The sequence below is a fragment of the Ilumatobacter sp. genome (genome assembly GCF_030065885.1).
In the GTDB taxonomy this organism is placed as follows: Bacteria; Actinomycetota; Acidimicrobiia; order Acidimicrobiales; family Ilumatobacteraceae; genus Ilumatobacter.
On record NZ_JASJCS010000017.1, the window covers coordinates 1 to 16,680 of the forward strand.

Sequence of the window (16,680 nt, forward strand, 5' to 3'; positions counted from 1 at the left end):
TCGAGACGGCGTACCGCTGGCACCAGGCCCAACACGCCCGGATGCCGCAGCCGAGCTGAGCGCCGGCCGTGGGAGCACCCGACGTCGACGACACCGACGGCCCCGCACCCGTACCGCGCATCGGCATCCTGCACCCCGCCCGGCCGCACCCGATCGTCGCTGCCGCCGAGGCGCGCGTCCTCGAACACGAGTTGTCGCGCCGGCTCGGCGAGGTCACGCTCGACCTGCGCGTCGATGGCGAGCACATCGGCGTCTGGCAGCCGATGTCCACGGCGTCTTGGCCGACCGATGTCGACGCGGTCCTCGACACCGACCTGTGGGCGCCTGATCTCCCGCCGCTGGCGTCGCTGTTCGCGAGAACCGTCGAGGCCGGTGCGGCCGAGGTCCGGCGGCGCATGCTCGAACATCTCGGCGTGCTCCCGTGCCCGACGTTCGACCAGTCCGCGCTCGACGCTCTCCCGGACACGATCCGCGTCACGGACGTGTGGCTCATCGTCTCGGGCGCCGACGACGTCGGCGTCGACGACGCCGGCATCGCTGCGTTCGGCTCGGACCCCGGCGATCAGGCACGACTCGATGCTGCGCTCGATGCGGTCGCCGACGGGCTCTCCGTGCACGACGAGGTCGATCGCAGCACCCGCTGGAGTCTCCAGCGCTCGGTCGCCGCAACCGCCGTCTGGCGACGCAGGGCCGCCGAGCTCGAGTCCGAGCTGGCGCAGTCGACACGGGCGGCCACCGAACGCCTCGACGAGCTCAAGGCCGAGATCGGCGTGCTGCGCGAACGGCTCGAACGCAACGCGCTCGATGACCCGGCAGCACCGTCGTGACACACGACACGGTGGTCACCGCTTCACCCGCGCCGTCGGTCGTCGCGCCCGTGTGCGACACCCCCGATGTCTCCTTCGTCACGGTGACGTTCGGCACCGGCGCGATCGCGGTCGACTCGATCGCATCGCTGGTCGACTCCCTCGCGGCCGGCCGGCACTCGTACGAGGTGATCGTCGTCGACAACCCCCACCCGCTGCACGCCACGTTCACCGACCTCGCGCTGTTCACTGCGGGCGTGCGCGTCGTCCGCCCCGACCGCAACCTCGGCTTCGGCGGTGGCTGCGAGCTGGGTGCGATGTACGCGCGCGGCGGGCTGCTCGGCTTCGTGAACCCCGACATGTCGTTCCCGTCGGGCTGGCTCGATCCGCTGATCACCGCGCTCGGGGACGACTGGGCGCCGTCGATCGTCGCACCGGTGCTCCGCGACGGCGACGGCTCGATCCAAGAGGTCGGTCAGATGCTCGACGCGAACGGCCACACGAGCCCGATCACCACCCTGCCGGCAGGTGACCAGCTGATGCTCGTCGACTACGCCTCGGCCGCCTGCTGGCTGATGACCCGCGACGAACACGAGCGGCTCGGCGGCTTCGACCCGGCGTATCACCCCGCGTACTTCGAGGACGTCGACCTGGCGCTCCGTGCCCGCCGGGCGAACGGGTCGTGCGCCGTGCACGCGGGCGTCTCGGTCGTGCACCACCGCGGCCACGGCACGCCCGACGCGCCTGCGCCCGCGAGCGAGCAGCACCGCATCCTGCTGGACAAGTGGCCCGAGATCGCGTGGACCCAGCCGGCCGCCTCAGCCTGAGGCGCCGTCGCCGAACACGGCCGCGACGAGCCGTCGCGCCTGGGCGAGCGGCGTCTCACGGGCCGCGTAGGCGAGCGCGGCGGCACGCATCGCGAGCCGGCGCGGCTCGTCGTCGAGCAGCACCTCGACGGTGTCCGCGAGCTCGCCGGCCGACACGTCGACCGGCACCTTGACCGCCACCTCGTCCGGCAGCTCGGCCATCGCCCCGATGTCGGAGACGATCAGCGGTACGCCGCGCGCCAGCGCGTGTGCGACGACACCCGACGATTCGCCGTTGGTGGTCCGCCGGAGCTGCACCAGCACGCCGGCCCGCCGCAGCCAGGCGTCGAACTCGCCGTCGTCGACCTGACCCGTGACCTCGACGGCGTCGCCGTCGCCGACGAAGCGCTCTCCTCCCAGGCCGACCAGCGCGGGCCGCACCGATCGACGGGCAACCAGTTGTCGCATCGCCTCGGCGACCACGTCGGAGCACTTGCTCTCGTCGGCGATCCCGGCCGAGACGACGTAGTCGGGTCCGCCGTCTCGGATCGGCTCGGTGGACGCCACCGCGGCGCACGGGTGCGGCCCGATGTCGATCGCCTCGGCGCCGGCGTCCGACCGCACGAGATCGGCCGCGTGGGCCGATTGCACGAGCGTCGTGAGCGCGGCGTGCACGACCGGCGCGGCGAACAGCGTGTCGTCGTCGACGTCGTGGTCGTACCAGCGCTGTGCGAACCGGTCGACGCGGAGACGGTCGAACACACCGCGGAGTCGCACGTCGTGCAGGAACGCGTGGCCGGGCACGACCTCCAGCATCGGGAGGAAGCTGCGATGGAACCGGTTGTTGCCGAAGCAGTACACGACCGAGTCGAGCTCGCCGGCGGCCCAGCGCCCCGGCAGCGTGGCCAGGTCGTGCACCTGATACGGCACGTCGAGCTGCGACCAGGACGCTGTGCGCTCGACGAAGACCGCGACCTCCACGCTGTCGACGTCGTGGTGGAGCGCGGTGACGAGCCGTTCGCTGTGGTCGGCGATACCGCTCGGCGTCGGCGGCATCAGCGTCACGATCCCCAGCCGTTTCCGCTGCGGCGACGGCACGGCCGGCTCGGGCCGGACCGAGTCGTAGACGGTCACCAGCCGATCGGCCGCTCGCGCCCACGTGAAGCCGGCGTCGGGGACGCGATCGAGCGCGGCAGCGACCGATGGGTCGTCCAGTGCTGCGAGCAGCGTCGCCGCCGTGTCATCGGTGTCCCACGGGTTGAAGAGCGCCCGCTCGTCCGGCAGCACCTCGGGCAGCGACGACACGCCACTGCAGATCACGCGTGCCCCGCACGACCGCGCTTCGAGCACGGGGAGGCCGAAGCCCTCGTAGTAGGACGGGAAGAACACCAGCTCGGCGGTCTGGTTGAGGAGCACGAGCACGTCGTCGGGCACGAAGCCGGTGACGAGCACGCGGTCGGTGACGCCGTGCTCGTGGCACAACCGATCCAGCTCGTTCCGCTGGTGCTGGTCGACCTTGCACGCCAGGACCAGTTGATGCCGGGATCGGGCGGCGTAGGGGAGACGGGCGAAGGCGGCGATCGCCCCGGCGTAGTTCTTGCGCCAGTCCATGCCGGTCGGAACGAGCACGAAGCGCGCCTGGATGCCGGGGATCGCCTCCCGCAACGCACGGATCCGCTCGGCCAGCGGCGTGGTCGGCGGCCGGAACCGGTCGCTGACGCCTGCGCCGAGCACGGTGAGCCGCTCCTGCGACACGCCGAGCAGACCGGCCACGTCGTCGGCCGCCGATTGCGAGTCGGTGACGATGGCATCGGCCGCCGCCAGCATGCCGAGACGGGTCCGGTACCGGGCGCTGGTGAAGACGTCGGCGAGATAGCGGTCGGGGAACCGGTAGGGGATCAGGTCGTAGCAGGTGACCACCAGCCGCCGGGCGCGGACCGGAACACCGACCTCGCCGATCGGCAGGAGCTCGAAGGGCGAGTTCACGTGGAGCACGTCGACGGTCCTGCCGCGCACCGCCGAGAAGGACTGCAGCCGTTCACCGAGGTCGAGCTCGCCGATGCGGTCGACCCAGGGAAGCCGATCGTTCCACAAGAACGCGTCGACGACGCCCGGATGCCGCTCGGCCAGCGTGCGGGCGAGGTCGAACACGTACCGGGCGATGCCGCGCTCACCGTGGGCGGCGCTCTGGATCGCCTGGAGATCGAACGCGATCACGGTTCGGAGACCGCGGACGCCGCGATGACCGCTGCGAGCTGCCTGACGAGCCGCTCGAGCTCGTCGAGCCGATCGCCCATCGTCTGCACCTCGTCGCTCAGGCGAGTGAGGACGCGGCTCTGGTACAGCGACAGCTCGGCGAGCGTGTTCTCGAGATCGGCGACGCGCTGCCACGCGGCACTGTCGTCGATCTCGACCTCGGGCGAGTGCTCGCGGACCTCCTGCTTGACCATCTCGAAGTGGTCGTTGAGGTAGCCGCGTACCGGAGCCGTCGCCGCACGCGCCGCCCGCCGGAGTGGAGAACCAGGCATCGGGCTCACGCTAGCGATCGGGTGACCGGCAGCGTTGAATCACGGGCGACGCCGCCGTGGACCCGTGGCCAGGCGTCGACGAGCGCGGCGAGCCGCCGGCCGGTCTCGGCCCGCGTCGGCTGCGAGGCGATCCTCTCGTAGGCCGCCGCCGCCAGCCGACCTGGCAGGGACGGATCCTCGACGAACGATCGCATGATCCGGCTCGCGGCCTCGAGGTCGGGTTCGGCCCACCGGCCGCCGTCGTAGGCACCGTCGCCTCGCTCGACCGCGACGAGCTCGTGGTCGACGAGCGCCGCGCACGCGTCGTCGACGAGGTCGAGCACACCGCTGTACCGCGTGGCGATGATCGGCGTCCCGACCCACATGGCCTCGGCGATGTGGAGGCCCAGCCCCTCGCCGCGATGGAGGCTCACCACCGCGTCGCTCGACGCGACGAGAGCGGCCAGCTCGTCGTCTCGGAGGTGCTCGTCGCGGATGGTGATCCGCTCGTCGCCGGCTGCCGCTGCCGAGATCGCAGCTGCAGCTTCGGGTCGCTGGTCGGCGTTGATCGTCTTGACCACGAGCCGAACGGGCTCGTCGCCGCTGGCGAACGCGCGCCGGAATGCGGCGATCGCGCCGCTCGGGTTCTTGCGCTCGGCCACGCTGAGGTGGTCGAAGCTGACGAGGAACCGGAACGGTGCGTCTCGGACGCGCCCGATGCCGTGGGCGGCCGGCGCCTGGATCGGCAGCGGGACGTGGCGCACCGGCACGTCGGCGACCGAGCGGTACGCGTCATGGACGAACCGGGTGGGCGCCCAGATCTCGTCGACGAGCTCGATCGCGGCCAGGTGCCGGTCGGGGACGCGCTCCAGCTCCCAGAACCAGTACCCGATCACCCGATCGACCTCGGCGACGAGCGGCCGGTGCGACTCGAACAGACCGGGGGTTTGGTCGGCGGTGACGACGGCGATCGTGACGCGCCGAATCGGTGACGCACCCGGCTCGGGGTCACCCGGCTCGCCTGCCGGCGGGCTGGCCGATTCGACGTCCCACCTGCCGACCTGGACGCCCGCCTCCTCGAGGCATGCCGCGAGCTCTCGTGCGCGATCGCCGAGCCCGCTCATCGACGAGAAGTAGCCGACCACGTTCACGCCGGCCGCCCGCTGGGATGGCGCGGTCGCCAGCAGGAGCGGACCGAAGAGCGCGACGACGCTCAGCCCCGCCGCGACGAGGAGCACCTGCGGCGACGCGACCGAGTCCTCGATGGTCCAGCTCCGCCAACGAACCCAGCTGGCAGGTTCGGGGAACGTCGCCGCGAACCGGATCTGGTCGACGATCGCGACGAGCCACACCATGCCGCCGCCTGCGCCGACGAGGCGACCGATCCGACGGTGGACGGATCCCCTCAGCGGCACCGTCCCGGCCGTGAGCACGATGGCCACGCTGAAGAGGAACGCGCCGGCAGTGGTGTTCGCGGCACCGACGAATCGCTCGATCGCGGCGAACAGCACGAACGAGCCGACCAGAGCGATGAGGACGAGACCCGCCGCCAGCCGTCGACCGACGAACCAGGCCGTGGCGGCGACGGCGCCGACCGCGACCCACCAGAGCGCGAGCGCGCTGACCGACAGCGACGCACCGATCTCGCCGACGACGCCGGTCGCGCCACGCAGGTTGACGTCCGCCCGGTCGAGGATCGCCGACCACCCCGGGGTCGTGTCACGCGACGTCGCTGCGGCGAGCGCTCCGGCGACCCCGGCTGCGAGCGCGGCGCCCGCCACGAGGATCGCTGCCCGTGTGGCACCGTGCAGCAAGAGCAGCGTCAGCAGCGACGCAGCCAGCATCGCCAGCGCGCCGTGCCGCTCGCCCGCGGCGACCGACGAGAGGACGGCGGGCGACACGGCGAGGAGCAGTGCGCCGACCGCCAGCCACTGCCGGCGCCACAACGCCACCGTCACTGCGATCACGAGCAGCGCGGCGGGCACGAACGTGAAGGCCAGCCGCGCGGAGACACCGGGCGAGTCGAATCGGATCGTGGCCTGCACCCAGATCGCGAGCGCGACCCCGATCGCCACGATCCATGTCGTCCGGCCGCGCACGAGCGCGCCGACCCACGAGCGGTCGGTCATGCCCGGTGGCGCCCGAGGAGCCGACGCACGATGTTCGGCCGACCCTCGAACGCCGCCGCTCCGGACCGGAGCGGCCGCTCCAACCAGTCGTCGCGGCCCGGCGCCAGGTTCGGGTTGTAGTACGGGTCGTGGTGGATCTCGTCGTGCCAGCGCTGGTTGACGAACTGGTACTCCTCGGGCTGCAGCACGCTGTGCCGCGTGCGGCTCTCGAAGTGGTACCAGACGGCCCACGGCGTCCAGACGATGCGGTGCCCGGCGGCGCGCAGCTTCAGGCTGAAGTCGACGTCGTTGTAGTTGAGCGGCAGCTCGAGACTGAAGCCCCCGACCTCGTCGAACGCCGAGCGTCGGACGAGCGCAGCCGCTGCGGTGACCCCGCTGCACTCCCGCTCGACCGCGAGCGGCCGCAGCGGCCAGGGGCCGGGCGAATCGCCTCCCCACCCGAAGCAGGCGTGGCCGATGTCGCGGTGGTAGACGTGGCCGCCGTGCTGCAGCGTGCCGTCGGCGAACAGCAGCTTGGCCCCGACCATCGCGACATCGGGCACGTCGAGGTGGGCGACCATCGTCTCGAGGCTGGTCGGTTCGATCAGCTCGGTGTCGTCGTTGAGGAGCAGGAGCGCCTCGCCGGTGGCGTGCAGCACGCCCAGGTTGATCTTCTCCGAGAAGTTGAACGGCCCGTCGAACGGCACCAGGACGAGGCGCTCGCCGGCGATTCGCCGCAGGGCGTGCAGAACTGCGTCGGGGGTGTCGGCGTCGAACACCACGACGATCTCGAGCTGGTCGTACGTCGAGTGTGCCAACAGGCTGGCGACGGCATCGACGACGAAGCTGCGACTCGCCCCCCACACCCGTCCGACCGTCCCGCGGGTCGGCACGACCACGCTGACGAGCGGACGTGATCGTGGCCGGCGGCGGAGCCGGTAGCAGCCGTCGTGCTCGGTCAGCTCGGCGTCGGCGTCGATGCCGACCCGCGCGCAATGGTCGCTCACCGCCCGGACGCCCGCCTCGAACGCCCACCGCTTGTTGTCGCCGCTCGTCGTGACGCTGCGGGGCGACTGCCGCCAGTGGTAGAGCACCTCGGGCACGTGGGTGACCGAGACACCCGCCCGTTCGGTGACCCGCAGCAGCAGGTCGTGGTCCTGGGCACCGTCGAACCCGCTGCGGAACCCGCCGGCCTCGTCGGCGAGCGAGCGGCGCATGGCGACGCAGTGGGCGATGTAGTTCTGGTTGCGGAGTCGTTCCGGAGAGAAGTCCGGCTTGTACGACGGCGTCGCGTACTTGCCGTCGGGGCGGATCAGATCGTGATCGGAGTAGGCGACGTCGGCCCCGGCCTCGATCGCCTCGGTCATGATGCGCACCGCGTCGGGCTCCAACACGTCGTCGTGGTCGAGCAGGAGCACGACGTCGCCGGTCGCGGCCGAGAGCGCGTCGCTGCTCGCCGCTGCGATGCCGCCGTTGGACGGACGCCTGATGACGCGAACCCGCTCGTCGGCGGCGGCAGCCTCGTCCAGGACGGTGGCGACCCACGGCGCCGTCGATGCGTCGTCGACGACGACGTGTTCCCAGTCGGCCAGGTCCTGCTGCCGCACCGAGCGAAGACACGCGACGAGATGCTCGCGGTCGGTCTCGAAGACGGTGGTCAGCACCGAGCAGCGGGGCGACACGGCAACCTCAGAGAACTCGGGATCGGATCGCCCGACTCAGCCGCGAGCGCGCCGACGACGCGACGCCGAGCACTGCTCGTTGGAAGTGAGCCTGGTCCTGCCGTGCACGCGCGAGATCGACCTCGAGCTCGCGCACTCGGCCCCGCAACATGCCGGCGTTGGCCTCGGCGCCCTTGGCGGCATCGCGGCACGCGAGGACGTCTTCCTGGAGCTGGGTGTACGACAGCTCGGCGGGCCCGACGAGCGACCGGAGCCGGTCGACCTCGGCCTGCAGGGCTGCCAGCTCGTCATCTCGGGATGACTCGGTCATCGGGCGAAGTGTAATCCCGACGGGGCCGGCGGCCCGGGGGTGGCCATGTCCGGACGCCGGCCGACCGGTACTGTCGCCACCGTGACCGCCACGTCGACGCAGGCACGTCCCACTGCGGTCGTCCACCAACGCTCGGCCGTGATCACCGCCGGCGTGCTCGGTCTCGTGCTCTGCTGGGCGTTGCTGATGCCGCCGGGGTCCGGTCCGGACGAACCGGGTCACCTCGTGCGATCGGGCGCCGTCGTCCGTGGCGAGTTCGGCGACTCCGGCACGTTCGAGCTGCCCGACCGCTACCGGGTGCCCGAACCGGGCTGCTACGCGTTCGACCCGACGACGCCGGTGTCCTGCGCCGCCGACGTGCCGGCGGCCGGCGAGACGGTGGCGTTGCCGTCACGGTCGGGTGAGTACCCGCCGTGGGGGCATCTGACGTTCGGGCTGCCGAGCGGGCTGCCCGGCTTGCGGCCGATCTGGTGGGCGCGGCTCGGCGGCGCGATCGTGTCGGCGCTGCTGGTCGGCTGGGCGCTCCGCGAGGCCTGCGGCACTCGTCGCTCGCTCGCCGCCGCGACGCTCGTCGGGATCACCCCGATGGCGTGGTCGACGTTCGGCACCGTCAACCCGTCGTCGATCGCGATCGCGGGGTCGGTGGCGCTGTGGGTCGGTCTCGTGGTCGGCGACGGCAACCGGCACCGGGTCGGTTGGTTGACGGCGGTCGGCTGGGCCGCGCTCGCGCTCCCCCGCCGCGACGGGCTGATCTGGACGTGCATCGCGCTCGCGGTCGCCCTGGCCGCGACCGACCGGTCGGTGGCGACGTGGTGGCGATCCCTGCATCGCGGCGCGCAGGTGACGGTGGCCACGAGCACGCTGATGGCGATCGTCTGGGCGGTCACGAGCGAATCGCGAGCGAGCCGGTTGGCGGCGCTCGCGCCGCTCCTCGTCGTGGCAGGCGAGGGAGTGCGATGGCTGATGGCGGCACCGATCGAACGTTCCCGCCGGTTCGGCGTGGGTGCAGCCGGAGCGGTCGTCGCCGCGGTGGGCACCATCGTGCTGCTGCGCAACCGCCCCGGCGGTTGGGACACCGATCTCGCTGTCGCGATCGTCGAGCAGACCGGCAACAACCTGATCGAGGCGATCGGCGTGCTCGGTTGGCTCGACACCAGGGTCCCGTTCCTCGCGGTCGTGATCTGGCTGATGCTGATCGGTGGCCTGTTCGCTGCGTCGGCGATCGCGGGGCGACGAACGATCGCCACGGCGTCGATCCTGGTCGCCGTGATCGTCCTGACGAGCTGGGTGTTCGAGCTCTACCAGGGCAACACCTCCGGCCTCTACTGGCAGGGCCGCTACTCGATCCCGCTGCTCACGGGGGTTCCGATCCTGTTGGCGTCGCGCCCGACCGACCTCCCGGCGGTCGAGCAGCGCATCGCCGGCGCGGCGACGTTCGGGTCGCTGATCGTGCTGAACATCGCCGCGTGGGCTGCCGCGAGGCGGTTCGGCGCGGGCACGACGGGGACGTTCCTGCCGTGGCGGTGGGACACCATCCATCAGCCCGTCCACCCCTTGGCCCTGCTCGCCGTGCACGCTGCGCTCTCCCTCGGGCTGGCGGTCGTGGTGGTGGGCGGCCCGACGGTTTCCACTCGCCGCGCGCCGGCCAGCCGATAACGTCTGGTCGATGTCGGCAACACGGGCGGCGCCAGAGCCCATCGTTCGGGTGTCGCACCTGTCCAAGCGATTCCGCCTCTTCCACGAGCGGCACCATTCGCTCAAGCAGTCGCTGCTGAACATGCGCCGCAGCACGCACGAGGACTTCTGGGCGCTGCGCAACATCAGCTTCGACGTCTTCGAGGGCGAGACGTTCGGGATCGTCGGCCACAACGGCAGTGGCAAGTCGACGCTGCTCAAGTGCCTCACGCAGATCCTGCAGCCCGACGAGGGCACCGTGTCGGTCAACGGATCGATCTCGGCGCTGCTCGAGCTCGGCGCCGGCTTCCATCCCGAGCTCAGCGGCCGCGAGAACGTCTACCTGAGCGCTGCCATCCTCGGCGTGCCCAGGCGGCAGGTCGAGGAGAAGTTCGACGAGATCGTCGAGTTCTCCGGCCTCGAGCACTTCATCGACACCCCGGTCAAGAGCTACTCGTCGGGGATGTTCGTCCGGCTCGGGTTCGCCGTCGCGGTCAACGTCGATCCCGACGTGCTGATCATCGACGAGGTCCTCGCGGTCGGCGATGCCGACTTCCAGGCCAAGTGCGGTGACCGCATCGCCGAGTTCCGCGACCAGGGCAAGACGATCGTGCTCGTGACGCACAGCATGTCCGACGTCGTCCGGCTGTGTCAGCGAGCGGCGTGGATCGACCACGGCAACCTCCGGATGCTCGGCACGCCGGTCGACATCACCGAGTCGTACCTCGAGACCACCCACGAGGGACGGTCGGTCCAGTATCAGGACGGCACGCGGCGGGGTTCGGGGGAGGTGCTCGTCGCCAGCCTCGAGATCCTCGACGCTGGTCTCCAGCCGGTGTCGTTCGCTCGCTCGGGTGAACCACACGCGATCCGGATCGGACTCGAATCACGCGAGCGCGTCGTCGACCCCGAGGTGACGCTGTCGTTCTACGACCAGAACGCCACCCTGGTCACCGAGGTCAGCACGCGTGGCCGCAACGCCATCATCGACCACGTCCACGGCTCGCGGACGGTGACGCTCGAGATCGACGTGCTGCCGCTCGTCGAAGGCACCTACGAGGTGAGCTGCGCCGTCCGGGACCAGTCCGGCCAACGCGAGTTCGACGTGCGCAACCGGTTCGTGCGCTTCGACGTGCTCAAGGGGGCCACGTCCGACCAGGGCCTGGTCACGCTCGGTGGCTCGTGGGACGTGGGGTGAGAACCGGCGGGCTTCGCGCGCCCTCGTGCTGACAGCCCTGGCCGGCGAGCAGCTCGCCCCGAACGGGGGCGCACGGGCGCTCGGTCAGAGCTCTTCGGCGAAGCGGCCTTCGAGCCGGTCGAAGAGCCACCAGCCGGCGAGGAGCGCGATCACCGAGTACGCCGTCAGCAGGCCGTAGTCGATCAGGCGCGGCATCCGGAGGTCGTACATCAGGTTGCGGAAGACCCGGACCACCACGGCCATGGGCAGGTCGTTGTAGATCCGCACGATCGTCGAATGCCCGGCGAGCTGCTCCTCGACGAGCCGCGGCGGGTAGACGATCGGCGTCGAGAAGAACCACGCCTGCACGGCGATGCTCCAGAGGTACGTCATGTCGCGGAAGAAGACGTTCGCCGCCGCGAGCGCGAGCCCGAATCCCGTCCCGAACATCGCGAGCAGACCGCTCGTCAGCACGACCAACGGCAGCCACGGCAGCACCATGTTCCCCTCGACGACGATCAGTGCGGCGCTCAGCACCGTGAGCTCGACACCCAACGTGAACAGCCCGGCGAGGATGGTCGAGACGACGAGGTGCTCGCGTGGGAACCAGACCTTGCCGACGAGCGACGCGTTGCTCACGATGCTGGTCATGGCCGTGCTGACCGACACGTTGAAGAAGGTCCAGGGGACCAGGCCGCAGAGCAGCCAGAAGGCGTACGAGTCGAGGCCGCTCGGGTCACCCTTGCCGGGGCTCGCGTCGAGGATGATCGAGAACGCGAACGTGTAGATCAGCATGAACGCGATCGGGTTCAGCAACGACCAGCCCCAGCCGAGGAGGCTGCGCTTGTACCGGCCGCGCAGCTCGCGCAGGGTGAGGTTCCAGAGCAGTTCGCGGCGCGCCACGAGGGCGCCGGCCGATGACATGGACGCGCAGCGTAGTAGCGCCCGGCGCGGATCGGACCGAATGTCAGATCACTGCCGAACCGGGGCCGAGAGGCGCTCGCTCGACGACCCGCTCGCTATGCAGACGGCCACGGAAGGGTCGGGTACAGGCCCCTGAGGTACCGCAGCATGTGGTCGGCCACCAGGTTGGTCGTCGCGATCATCGACTGCTCCTGCGTCCGGTATCGCCCGAGCATCTGGGGGACGTGGACGCCGTGCTCACCCTGTGCGGCCAGCCGGAGCCAGAGCTCCCAGTCCTCCCAACCGAAGACCTCGTCGTCGACGCGGTAGCCGCCGTGGCGGGCCCAGGCCTCGCGCCGGATCATCGCCTGTGCATCGATGTAGTTCCCCTCACACAGCCACGGCACGTGCCACGCCATCGCGCTCCTGATCCCCGTCGACGAGCCGAACTCCTCGAGCGCCGAGTAGGCGAAGGCGGCGTCGGGGTCGGCGTCGAGGGCATCGGCGAGTCGACGCAGCGCCGACGGGTAGACGAGGTTGTCGGCGTCCATCACCATCACGTCGGCGGCACGGGCGTGCTCGAAGCCGAGGTTGCGGGCCGCGGGGAGGCCGCGGTTGATGTCGCTGCCGAGCAGCAGGGCCGGCACGTCGGGATGGGCGTCGATCCAGGCCCGCACGACCGCCCGCCCGGTGTCGTTCGAGTGATCGTCGACGACGACGATCTCGACGTCGACGTCCTCGGACGCGGCGATCGAATCGAGCGTCTCGGTCACGAGCTCCGCGTAGTCGTACAGCGTCACGACCACCGTGACCTCCGGCGCGGCCGCATCGTACGAAGCCGAGGTCACCCGTTCGACGTGATCGTCGCGACCGTGACGCACGAGGCTGCGAGCCCGTTCCAGCCGGCGCTGCAGCGCGGTCTCGGCCATCAGCGCGCGGTAGATCCGGTGCCGGAGCTCGGGGTGGGGGGTGAACGCCGGCAGCACCGGGATCTGCTGCGCCCGCACCGTCTCGCTGTCGTACCGCGGGGCGATCAACGATCGTCGCGGCTGGTGTCGCGACTCGATCCGGTCGAGCACCGGCGCGAGCGTGGCCGTGAGCGGCCACTCGTGCAGCACGGCCTCGGCGGCGCGTTCGCCGATCGCCGAGGCCCGGTCCGGGTCGTCGAGCAGCGCCGCAACCTGCCCGACCAGCTCGTCGTCGGCCTCGACGAAGTGCACACCGGCGGTCAGCGGCTCGTGACCGGTCGAGGGCTCGGTGACGACACAGCACCCGTTCGCCATGGCCTCGACCATGCGCGCCCACTCGAAGTAGCCAGGGTGTGCCTCGTCGCGGTGGATGTTGAGCAGGATCCTGCTGTCGGCCAACAGGTCGTACTTGTCGCGACCGAACACGAGCCCGCCGGCGCCGTCCTGGACGGGCTGCCGGAAGGAGAACATCCGCAGGTCGACCTCCCGATTCCACAGCTGCGGCGCGAGCGTCGCGAGCAGCCGGCCGCGGCGCGGCGTCCGGCCGCCGAGGAAGAGCAGCTCGCGGCTTCGATCGTCGTCCGCGAGGCGACGATCCATGCTCGGTACGCCACCGAGCCGGAGGTGGACCGCATCGTGACCGTGTCGCCGTAGGGCTCGCGCCCCGTGTGCGTTGATGTCCACCACCGACCCGCTCGCACGGCAGAGCAGGCGGGACACGTCGAACCAGGTGGTGCCCGGTTGCTCGGTGCACACCGGCGTGCTGATGCGGGCTGCGTCGTCGATCTCGCGGTTCGTGAAGTCGCCGAGCGGGTAGAACTCGTGCGGCGCGACCACCAGGTTCACGGCACGATCGTCGACCGGGAGGCGCCCGTCGGCGTGCAGCGACGCGTCACGGCCGAGCAGCGAGCCGGCCTCGACGAGCCACGCCGCGATGTCGCGCATGAACGCGTTCCCACGTGGGGAGACGTGGACGTGGAGCGGCGGCCCGGTCAGCGGCGACCTCGCACCATGTCCAGCGGAGTGCGGACGATCTTCGCGACGACCCGCCGCACCACGCGCGGCTTGTCGGGCGCGGTTGCGATGCTCTTCGCCATCGATCTCACCAGCGCGCGCCGGCTCACCGCCTCGGGCATCGCCGCCGCGATCGCGCGTAGCTCCGCCCGGCGGAGCTCGGACTCGCGCTGGAGCTCGTCGATCAGCGCCTCGGCGTCGGGCGACCTCGATCGGTCCATGCCGGCGAGGCTACGGCGTCGGGCCCGCAGGGAGGGGTACGCTCGGGTCGGTCACCATGAAGGAGCTGACGCAGCCCACCGAGGCCGACACCGAGCCGACGCCCGCCGCCGAGCCGTTCCCGGCGGTCATCGAACGTGCCGTCAACCGCGCCGGCCGCCCCCTCGGCTGGATGTGGGATCGAGGCTTCCGCTTCCTGTTCGTCCTCGATGCGGTCGCACTGTTCGGCGCCATGGTGGCGATCAACTTCGCCCGCTTCGGCTGGACCTGGCCGACGTACCCGAGGAGCCACTACTGGATCGGATTCTCGATCGCGACCGGCATCCACCTGCTGATCTTCTACTTCGCCGGGTTGTACGAGCGCGAGGTCCGTCTGGGCCACCGGCCGTGGCTCCCGAGAGTCGCCGTGGCGAGCGGCATCGCCGTCGCCTTCGACGGGCTCGCGGCGCTGCTCACCGACCGCTACCTCATGCCACGACTCAACCTCGCGGTCTTCTTCCTCGTCGGCGCACTCGCCGTCACCGGGAACCGGTCGGTGAGCCGGTACTTCGCCCGCCGGCGACGTGGTCCGTCACGCGTGCTGCTGGTCGGCCACGGCGAGACGGTCGAGACGGCGCGCCGCCACTTCGAAGCGACAGCGGACGCCGAGGTCGTCGGCACGGTCGAGCGACCGAACGAGCTGTTCGAGATCGTGAACGCCAGCCAGGCCACCGACGTCCTGCTGCTCGATCTCGCTGCGTTCTCGTCGGCGTTCCCCGAGCCGCTGACCGCACTCGACCGTGAGGGCGTCGGCGTCCACCAGCGGGTCAGCGCCCGCGAGACGCTGCTCGGCCTGCAGTCGGTGCGCGAGATCGCGGGGATGCCGTTCACCCGCATGCGCACGCACGCGATGGCGTCGCACCAGCTCAGGCTCAAGCGTCTGTTCGATCTCTTCGTGATCGTGGTCACGGCGCCGATCACGGTGCCGTCGGTCGCGCTGCTCGCGCTCTACGTGCGGATGCGCGCCGGTTCCGGCGTGCTGTACCGGCAGACGCGCGTCGGCCTGTACGGCAAGCGCTTCACCGTCGTCAAGTTCCGCACGATGGTGCCCGATGCCGAGTCGCTCGGTCCGCAACTGTCGTCCGAGCGCGACGACCGGGTCGTGCGCGGCCTCGCCTGGATGCGCTCGACCCGCGCCGACGAGTTGCCGCAGTTCTGGAACGTGCTCAAGGGCGAGATGTCGCTCGTCGGCCCACGCCCCGAACGACCCGAGATGATCAGCAAGATCGAGCGCGACGTCGCCGGCTACGCCCGCCGCCACGAGCTGCCGCCGGGCGTGACGGGGCTCGCCCAGATCCACGGCCGATACGACACCGACGCGGACTACAAGCTCGGCTACGACCTCCAGTACCTCGTCAACTGGTCGCTCGTCCTCGACATCCAGATCCTGCTGCGCACGGTCTGGGTCGTGCTCAGCCGCCGTGTCTGAGCTGCGGGCGGCGTGCCACGGGCGCGACGTCGAGCGTGACGGCTGGCCGACCGTGTCGGTCGTGATGCCGATCCGCAACGAGGCCGACCATCTCGGGCGAGCCGTCGAGTCGGTGCTCTCGCAGGGATACCCGCTCGATTTCGACGTCTGCCTCGCCGTTGCGCCATCGGACGACGGCACCGAGACGATCGCGGCGTCGATCGCAGAGCGCGAGCCGCGCGTGTCGGTCGTGGCGAACCCGACCGGCGTCACGCCCGCCGGACTGAACGCGGCCATCGGGGCGACGACCGGCGACGTGGTGGTGCGGGTCGACGGCCATGCCGCGCTGTCCGACGGGTACATCCGCCGCGCGGTCGACACGATGCGTCGCACGGGCGCCGTGAACGTCGGCGGGATGCAGGTCCCGGCGCCCGAGACGCCGTTCGAGCAGGCGGTCGCCGCCGCCACCACGTCGTGGTTGGGCACCGGCGGGGCCACCTATCGCGTCGGTGGACGCGCCGGGCCCGTGGACACAGTCTACCTCGGCGTGTTCGACCGGGCGGCTGGCGATGCCGTCGGCTGGTTCGACGAGACGCTGATCCGCAACCAGGACTACGAACTGAACATCCGGCTGCGCGATGCGGGTGGCGTCGTGTGGTTCGACCCCGAGCTGTCGGTGTCGTATCGGCCGCGCGGTTCGTTCCGAGACCTCGCCAAGCAGTACTACGAGTACGGCCGGTGGAAGGCCGAGGTGGTCCGGCGACGCCCCGACACGCTTCGACGGAGGCAGACCATCCCCGCCGTCGTCACCGCGACCCTCGGGTTGTCGATCGCAGGATCCATCCGACGACCGAGCCTGCTCGCGATCCCCGCCGCCTACCTCGCCGTCGTCGGGGCAGCGACCACGAGACTCGGACCGAAGGCGGGACCCGCCCTGGTCGGGATGCACATCGGGTGGGGTTGTGGATTCCTGTCGGGGCTGGCTCGCGCCGTCGCCGGGCCACACCGATCCGACGGGAGTAGGCCGCCGGCTCGAACCGTCGACGGATAGCGTGTCGC

General features: G+C 71.0%; 14 protein-coding genes. 6 read left to right on the forward strand and 8 right to left on the reverse strand.

The window, feature by feature from the left end:
* Positions 1-68 precede the first annotated feature (68 nt).
* Both QNJ12_RS06045 and QNJ12_RS06050 read left to right on the forward strand, forming a co-directional pair.
* On the forward strand, positions 69-827 hold the full coding sequence (locus QNJ12_RS06045; protein ID WP_300620241.1) for a hypothetical protein: 759 nt from the start codon (positions 69-71) through the stop codon (positions 825-827).
* On the forward strand, positions 824-1,633 hold the full coding sequence (locus tag QNJ12_RS06050; protein WP_300620244.1) for a glycosyltransferase: 810 nt from the start codon (positions 824-826) through the stop codon (positions 1,631-1,633). Before QNJ12_RS06045 ends, QNJ12_RS06050 begins: the two co-directional genes overlap by 4 nt.
* On the opposite strand, the gene QNJ12_RS06055 is transcribed toward QNJ12_RS06050, so the two are convergent.
* The 5 genes from QNJ12_RS06055 to QNJ12_RS06075 are packed head-to-tail and all read right to left on the reverse strand — an operon-like array spanning position 1,625 to position 8,219.
* Positions 1,625-3,829, reverse strand: a complete 2,205-nt coding sequence (locus tag QNJ12_RS06055; RefSeq protein WP_300620247.1) for a glycosyltransferase — start codon at positions 3,827-3,829, stop codon at positions 1,625-1,627. The genes QNJ12_RS06050 and QNJ12_RS06055 overlap by 9 nt on opposite strands.
* Complete coding sequence (locus QNJ12_RS06060) at positions 3,826-4,140, reverse strand: hypothetical protein (RefSeq protein WP_300620249.1); 315 nt, start codon at positions 4,138-4,140, stop codon at positions 3,826-3,828. Before QNJ12_RS06060 ends, QNJ12_RS06055 begins: the two co-directional genes overlap by 4 nt.
* A 5-nt stretch (positions 4,141-4,145) precedes the next feature.
* Positions 4,146-6,248, reverse strand: coding sequence for a glycosyltransferase (locus QNJ12_RS06065; RefSeq protein WP_300620252.1), 2,103 nt, complete (start codon positions 6,246-6,248; stop codon positions 4,146-4,148).
* Positions 6,245-7,909, reverse strand: coding sequence for a glycosyltransferase (locus QNJ12_RS06070; RefSeq protein ID WP_300620255.1), 1,665 nt, complete (start codon positions 7,907-7,909; stop codon positions 6,245-6,247). The genes QNJ12_RS06065 and QNJ12_RS06070 overlap by 4 nt, the downstream gene beginning before the upstream one ends.
* Positions 7,910-7,916: 7 nt before the next feature.
* Complete coding sequence (locus QNJ12_RS06075) at positions 7,917-8,219, reverse strand: hypothetical protein (RefSeq protein WP_300620258.1); 303 nt, start codon at positions 8,217-8,219, stop codon at positions 7,917-7,919.
* An 81-nt stretch (positions 8,220-8,300) separates the two neighbouring features.
* Here QNJ12_RS06075 and QNJ12_RS06080 point away from each other — a divergent pair, with 81 nt between their 5' ends.
* A complete protein-coding gene (locus tag QNJ12_RS06080; RefSeq protein WP_300620261.1) occupies positions 8,301-9,875 on the forward strand; it encodes a DUF2142 domain-containing protein in 1,575 nt (524 codons plus the stop codon).
* 10 nt (positions 9,876-9,885) lie between these two features.
* Complete coding sequence (locus QNJ12_RS06085; protein ID WP_300620263.1) at positions 9,886-11,091, forward strand: ABC transporter ATP-binding protein; 1,206 nt, start codon at positions 9,886-9,888, stop codon at positions 11,089-11,091.
* A gap of 84 nt (positions 11,092-11,175) precedes the next feature.
* Here the strand turns inward: QNJ12_RS06085 and QNJ12_RS06090 are convergent, their stop codons facing one another.
* The 3 genes from QNJ12_RS06090 to QNJ12_RS06100 form a co-directional block, all read right to left on the reverse strand.
* Positions 11,176-11,994 carry an ABC transporter permease gene (locus QNJ12_RS06090; RefSeq protein ID WP_300620266.1) on the reverse strand — a complete coding sequence of 273 codons (819 nt, stop codon included), beginning with the start codon at positions 11,992-11,994 and terminating at the stop codon, positions 11,176-11,178.
* 95 nt (positions 11,995-12,089) lie between these two features.
* A complete protein-coding gene (locus tag QNJ12_RS06095) occupies positions 12,090-13,886 on the reverse strand; it encodes a glycosyltransferase (protein ID WP_300620269.1) in 1,797 nt (598 codons plus the stop codon).
* A 47-nt stretch (positions 13,887-13,933) separates the two neighbouring features.
* Entirely contained in the window at positions 13,934-14,176 is a 243-nt protein-coding gene (locus tag QNJ12_RS06100) for a hypothetical protein (RefSeq protein WP_300620272.1), read from the reverse strand.
* A gap of 56 nt (positions 14,177-14,232) precedes the next feature.
* Between QNJ12_RS06100 and QNJ12_RS06105 the strand changes: the two genes are divergently transcribed.
* Complete coding sequence (locus QNJ12_RS06105; RefSeq protein WP_300620275.1) at positions 14,233-15,642, forward strand: exopolysaccharide biosynthesis polyprenyl glycosylphosphotransferase; 1,410 nt, start codon at positions 14,233-14,235, stop codon at positions 15,640-15,642.
* A complete protein-coding gene (locus QNJ12_RS06110; protein ID WP_300620278.1) occupies positions 15,635-16,672 on the forward strand; it encodes a glycosyltransferase family 2 protein in 1,038 nt (345 codons plus the stop codon). Before QNJ12_RS06105 ends, QNJ12_RS06110 begins: the two co-directional genes overlap by 8 nt.
* Positions 16,673-16,680 lie beyond the last annotated feature (8 nt).

What these genes read in the sequence shown, in the direction of transcription:
- QNJ12_RS06100 (WP_300620272.1), bottom strand. Translation starts at nt 14,176, where the DNA reads ATGGACCGATCGAGGTCGCCCGACGCCGAGGCGCTGATCGACGAGCTC.
- QNJ12_RS06060 (WP_300620249.1), bottom strand. Translation starts at nt 4,140, where the DNA reads ATGCCTGGTTCTCCACTCCGGCGGGCGGCGCGTGCGGCGACGGCTCCG.
- QNJ12_RS06095 (WP_300620269.1), bottom strand. Translation starts at nt 13,886, where the DNA reads ATGCGCGACATCGCGGCGTGGCTCGTCGAGGCCGGCTCGCTGCTCGGC.
- QNJ12_RS06090 (WP_300620266.1), bottom strand. Translation starts at nt 11,994, where the DNA reads ATGTCATCGGCCGGCGCCCTCGTGGCGCGCCGCGAACTGCTCTGGAAC.
- QNJ12_RS06085 (WP_300620263.1), top strand. Translation starts at nt 9,886, where the DNA reads ATGTCGGCAACACGGGCGGCGCCAGAGCCCATCGTTCGGGTGTCGCAC.
- QNJ12_RS06065 (WP_300620252.1), bottom strand. Translation starts at nt 6,248, where the DNA reads ATGACCGACCGCTCGTGGGTCGGCGCGCTCGTGCGCGGCCGGACGACA.
- QNJ12_RS06105 (WP_300620275.1), top strand. Translation starts at nt 14,233, where the DNA reads ATGAAGGAGCTGACGCAGCCCACCGAGGCCGACACCGAGCCGACGCCC.
- QNJ12_RS06075 (WP_300620258.1), bottom strand. Translation starts at nt 8,219, where the DNA reads ATGACCGAGTCATCCCGAGATGACGAGCTGGCAGCCCTGCAGGCCGAG.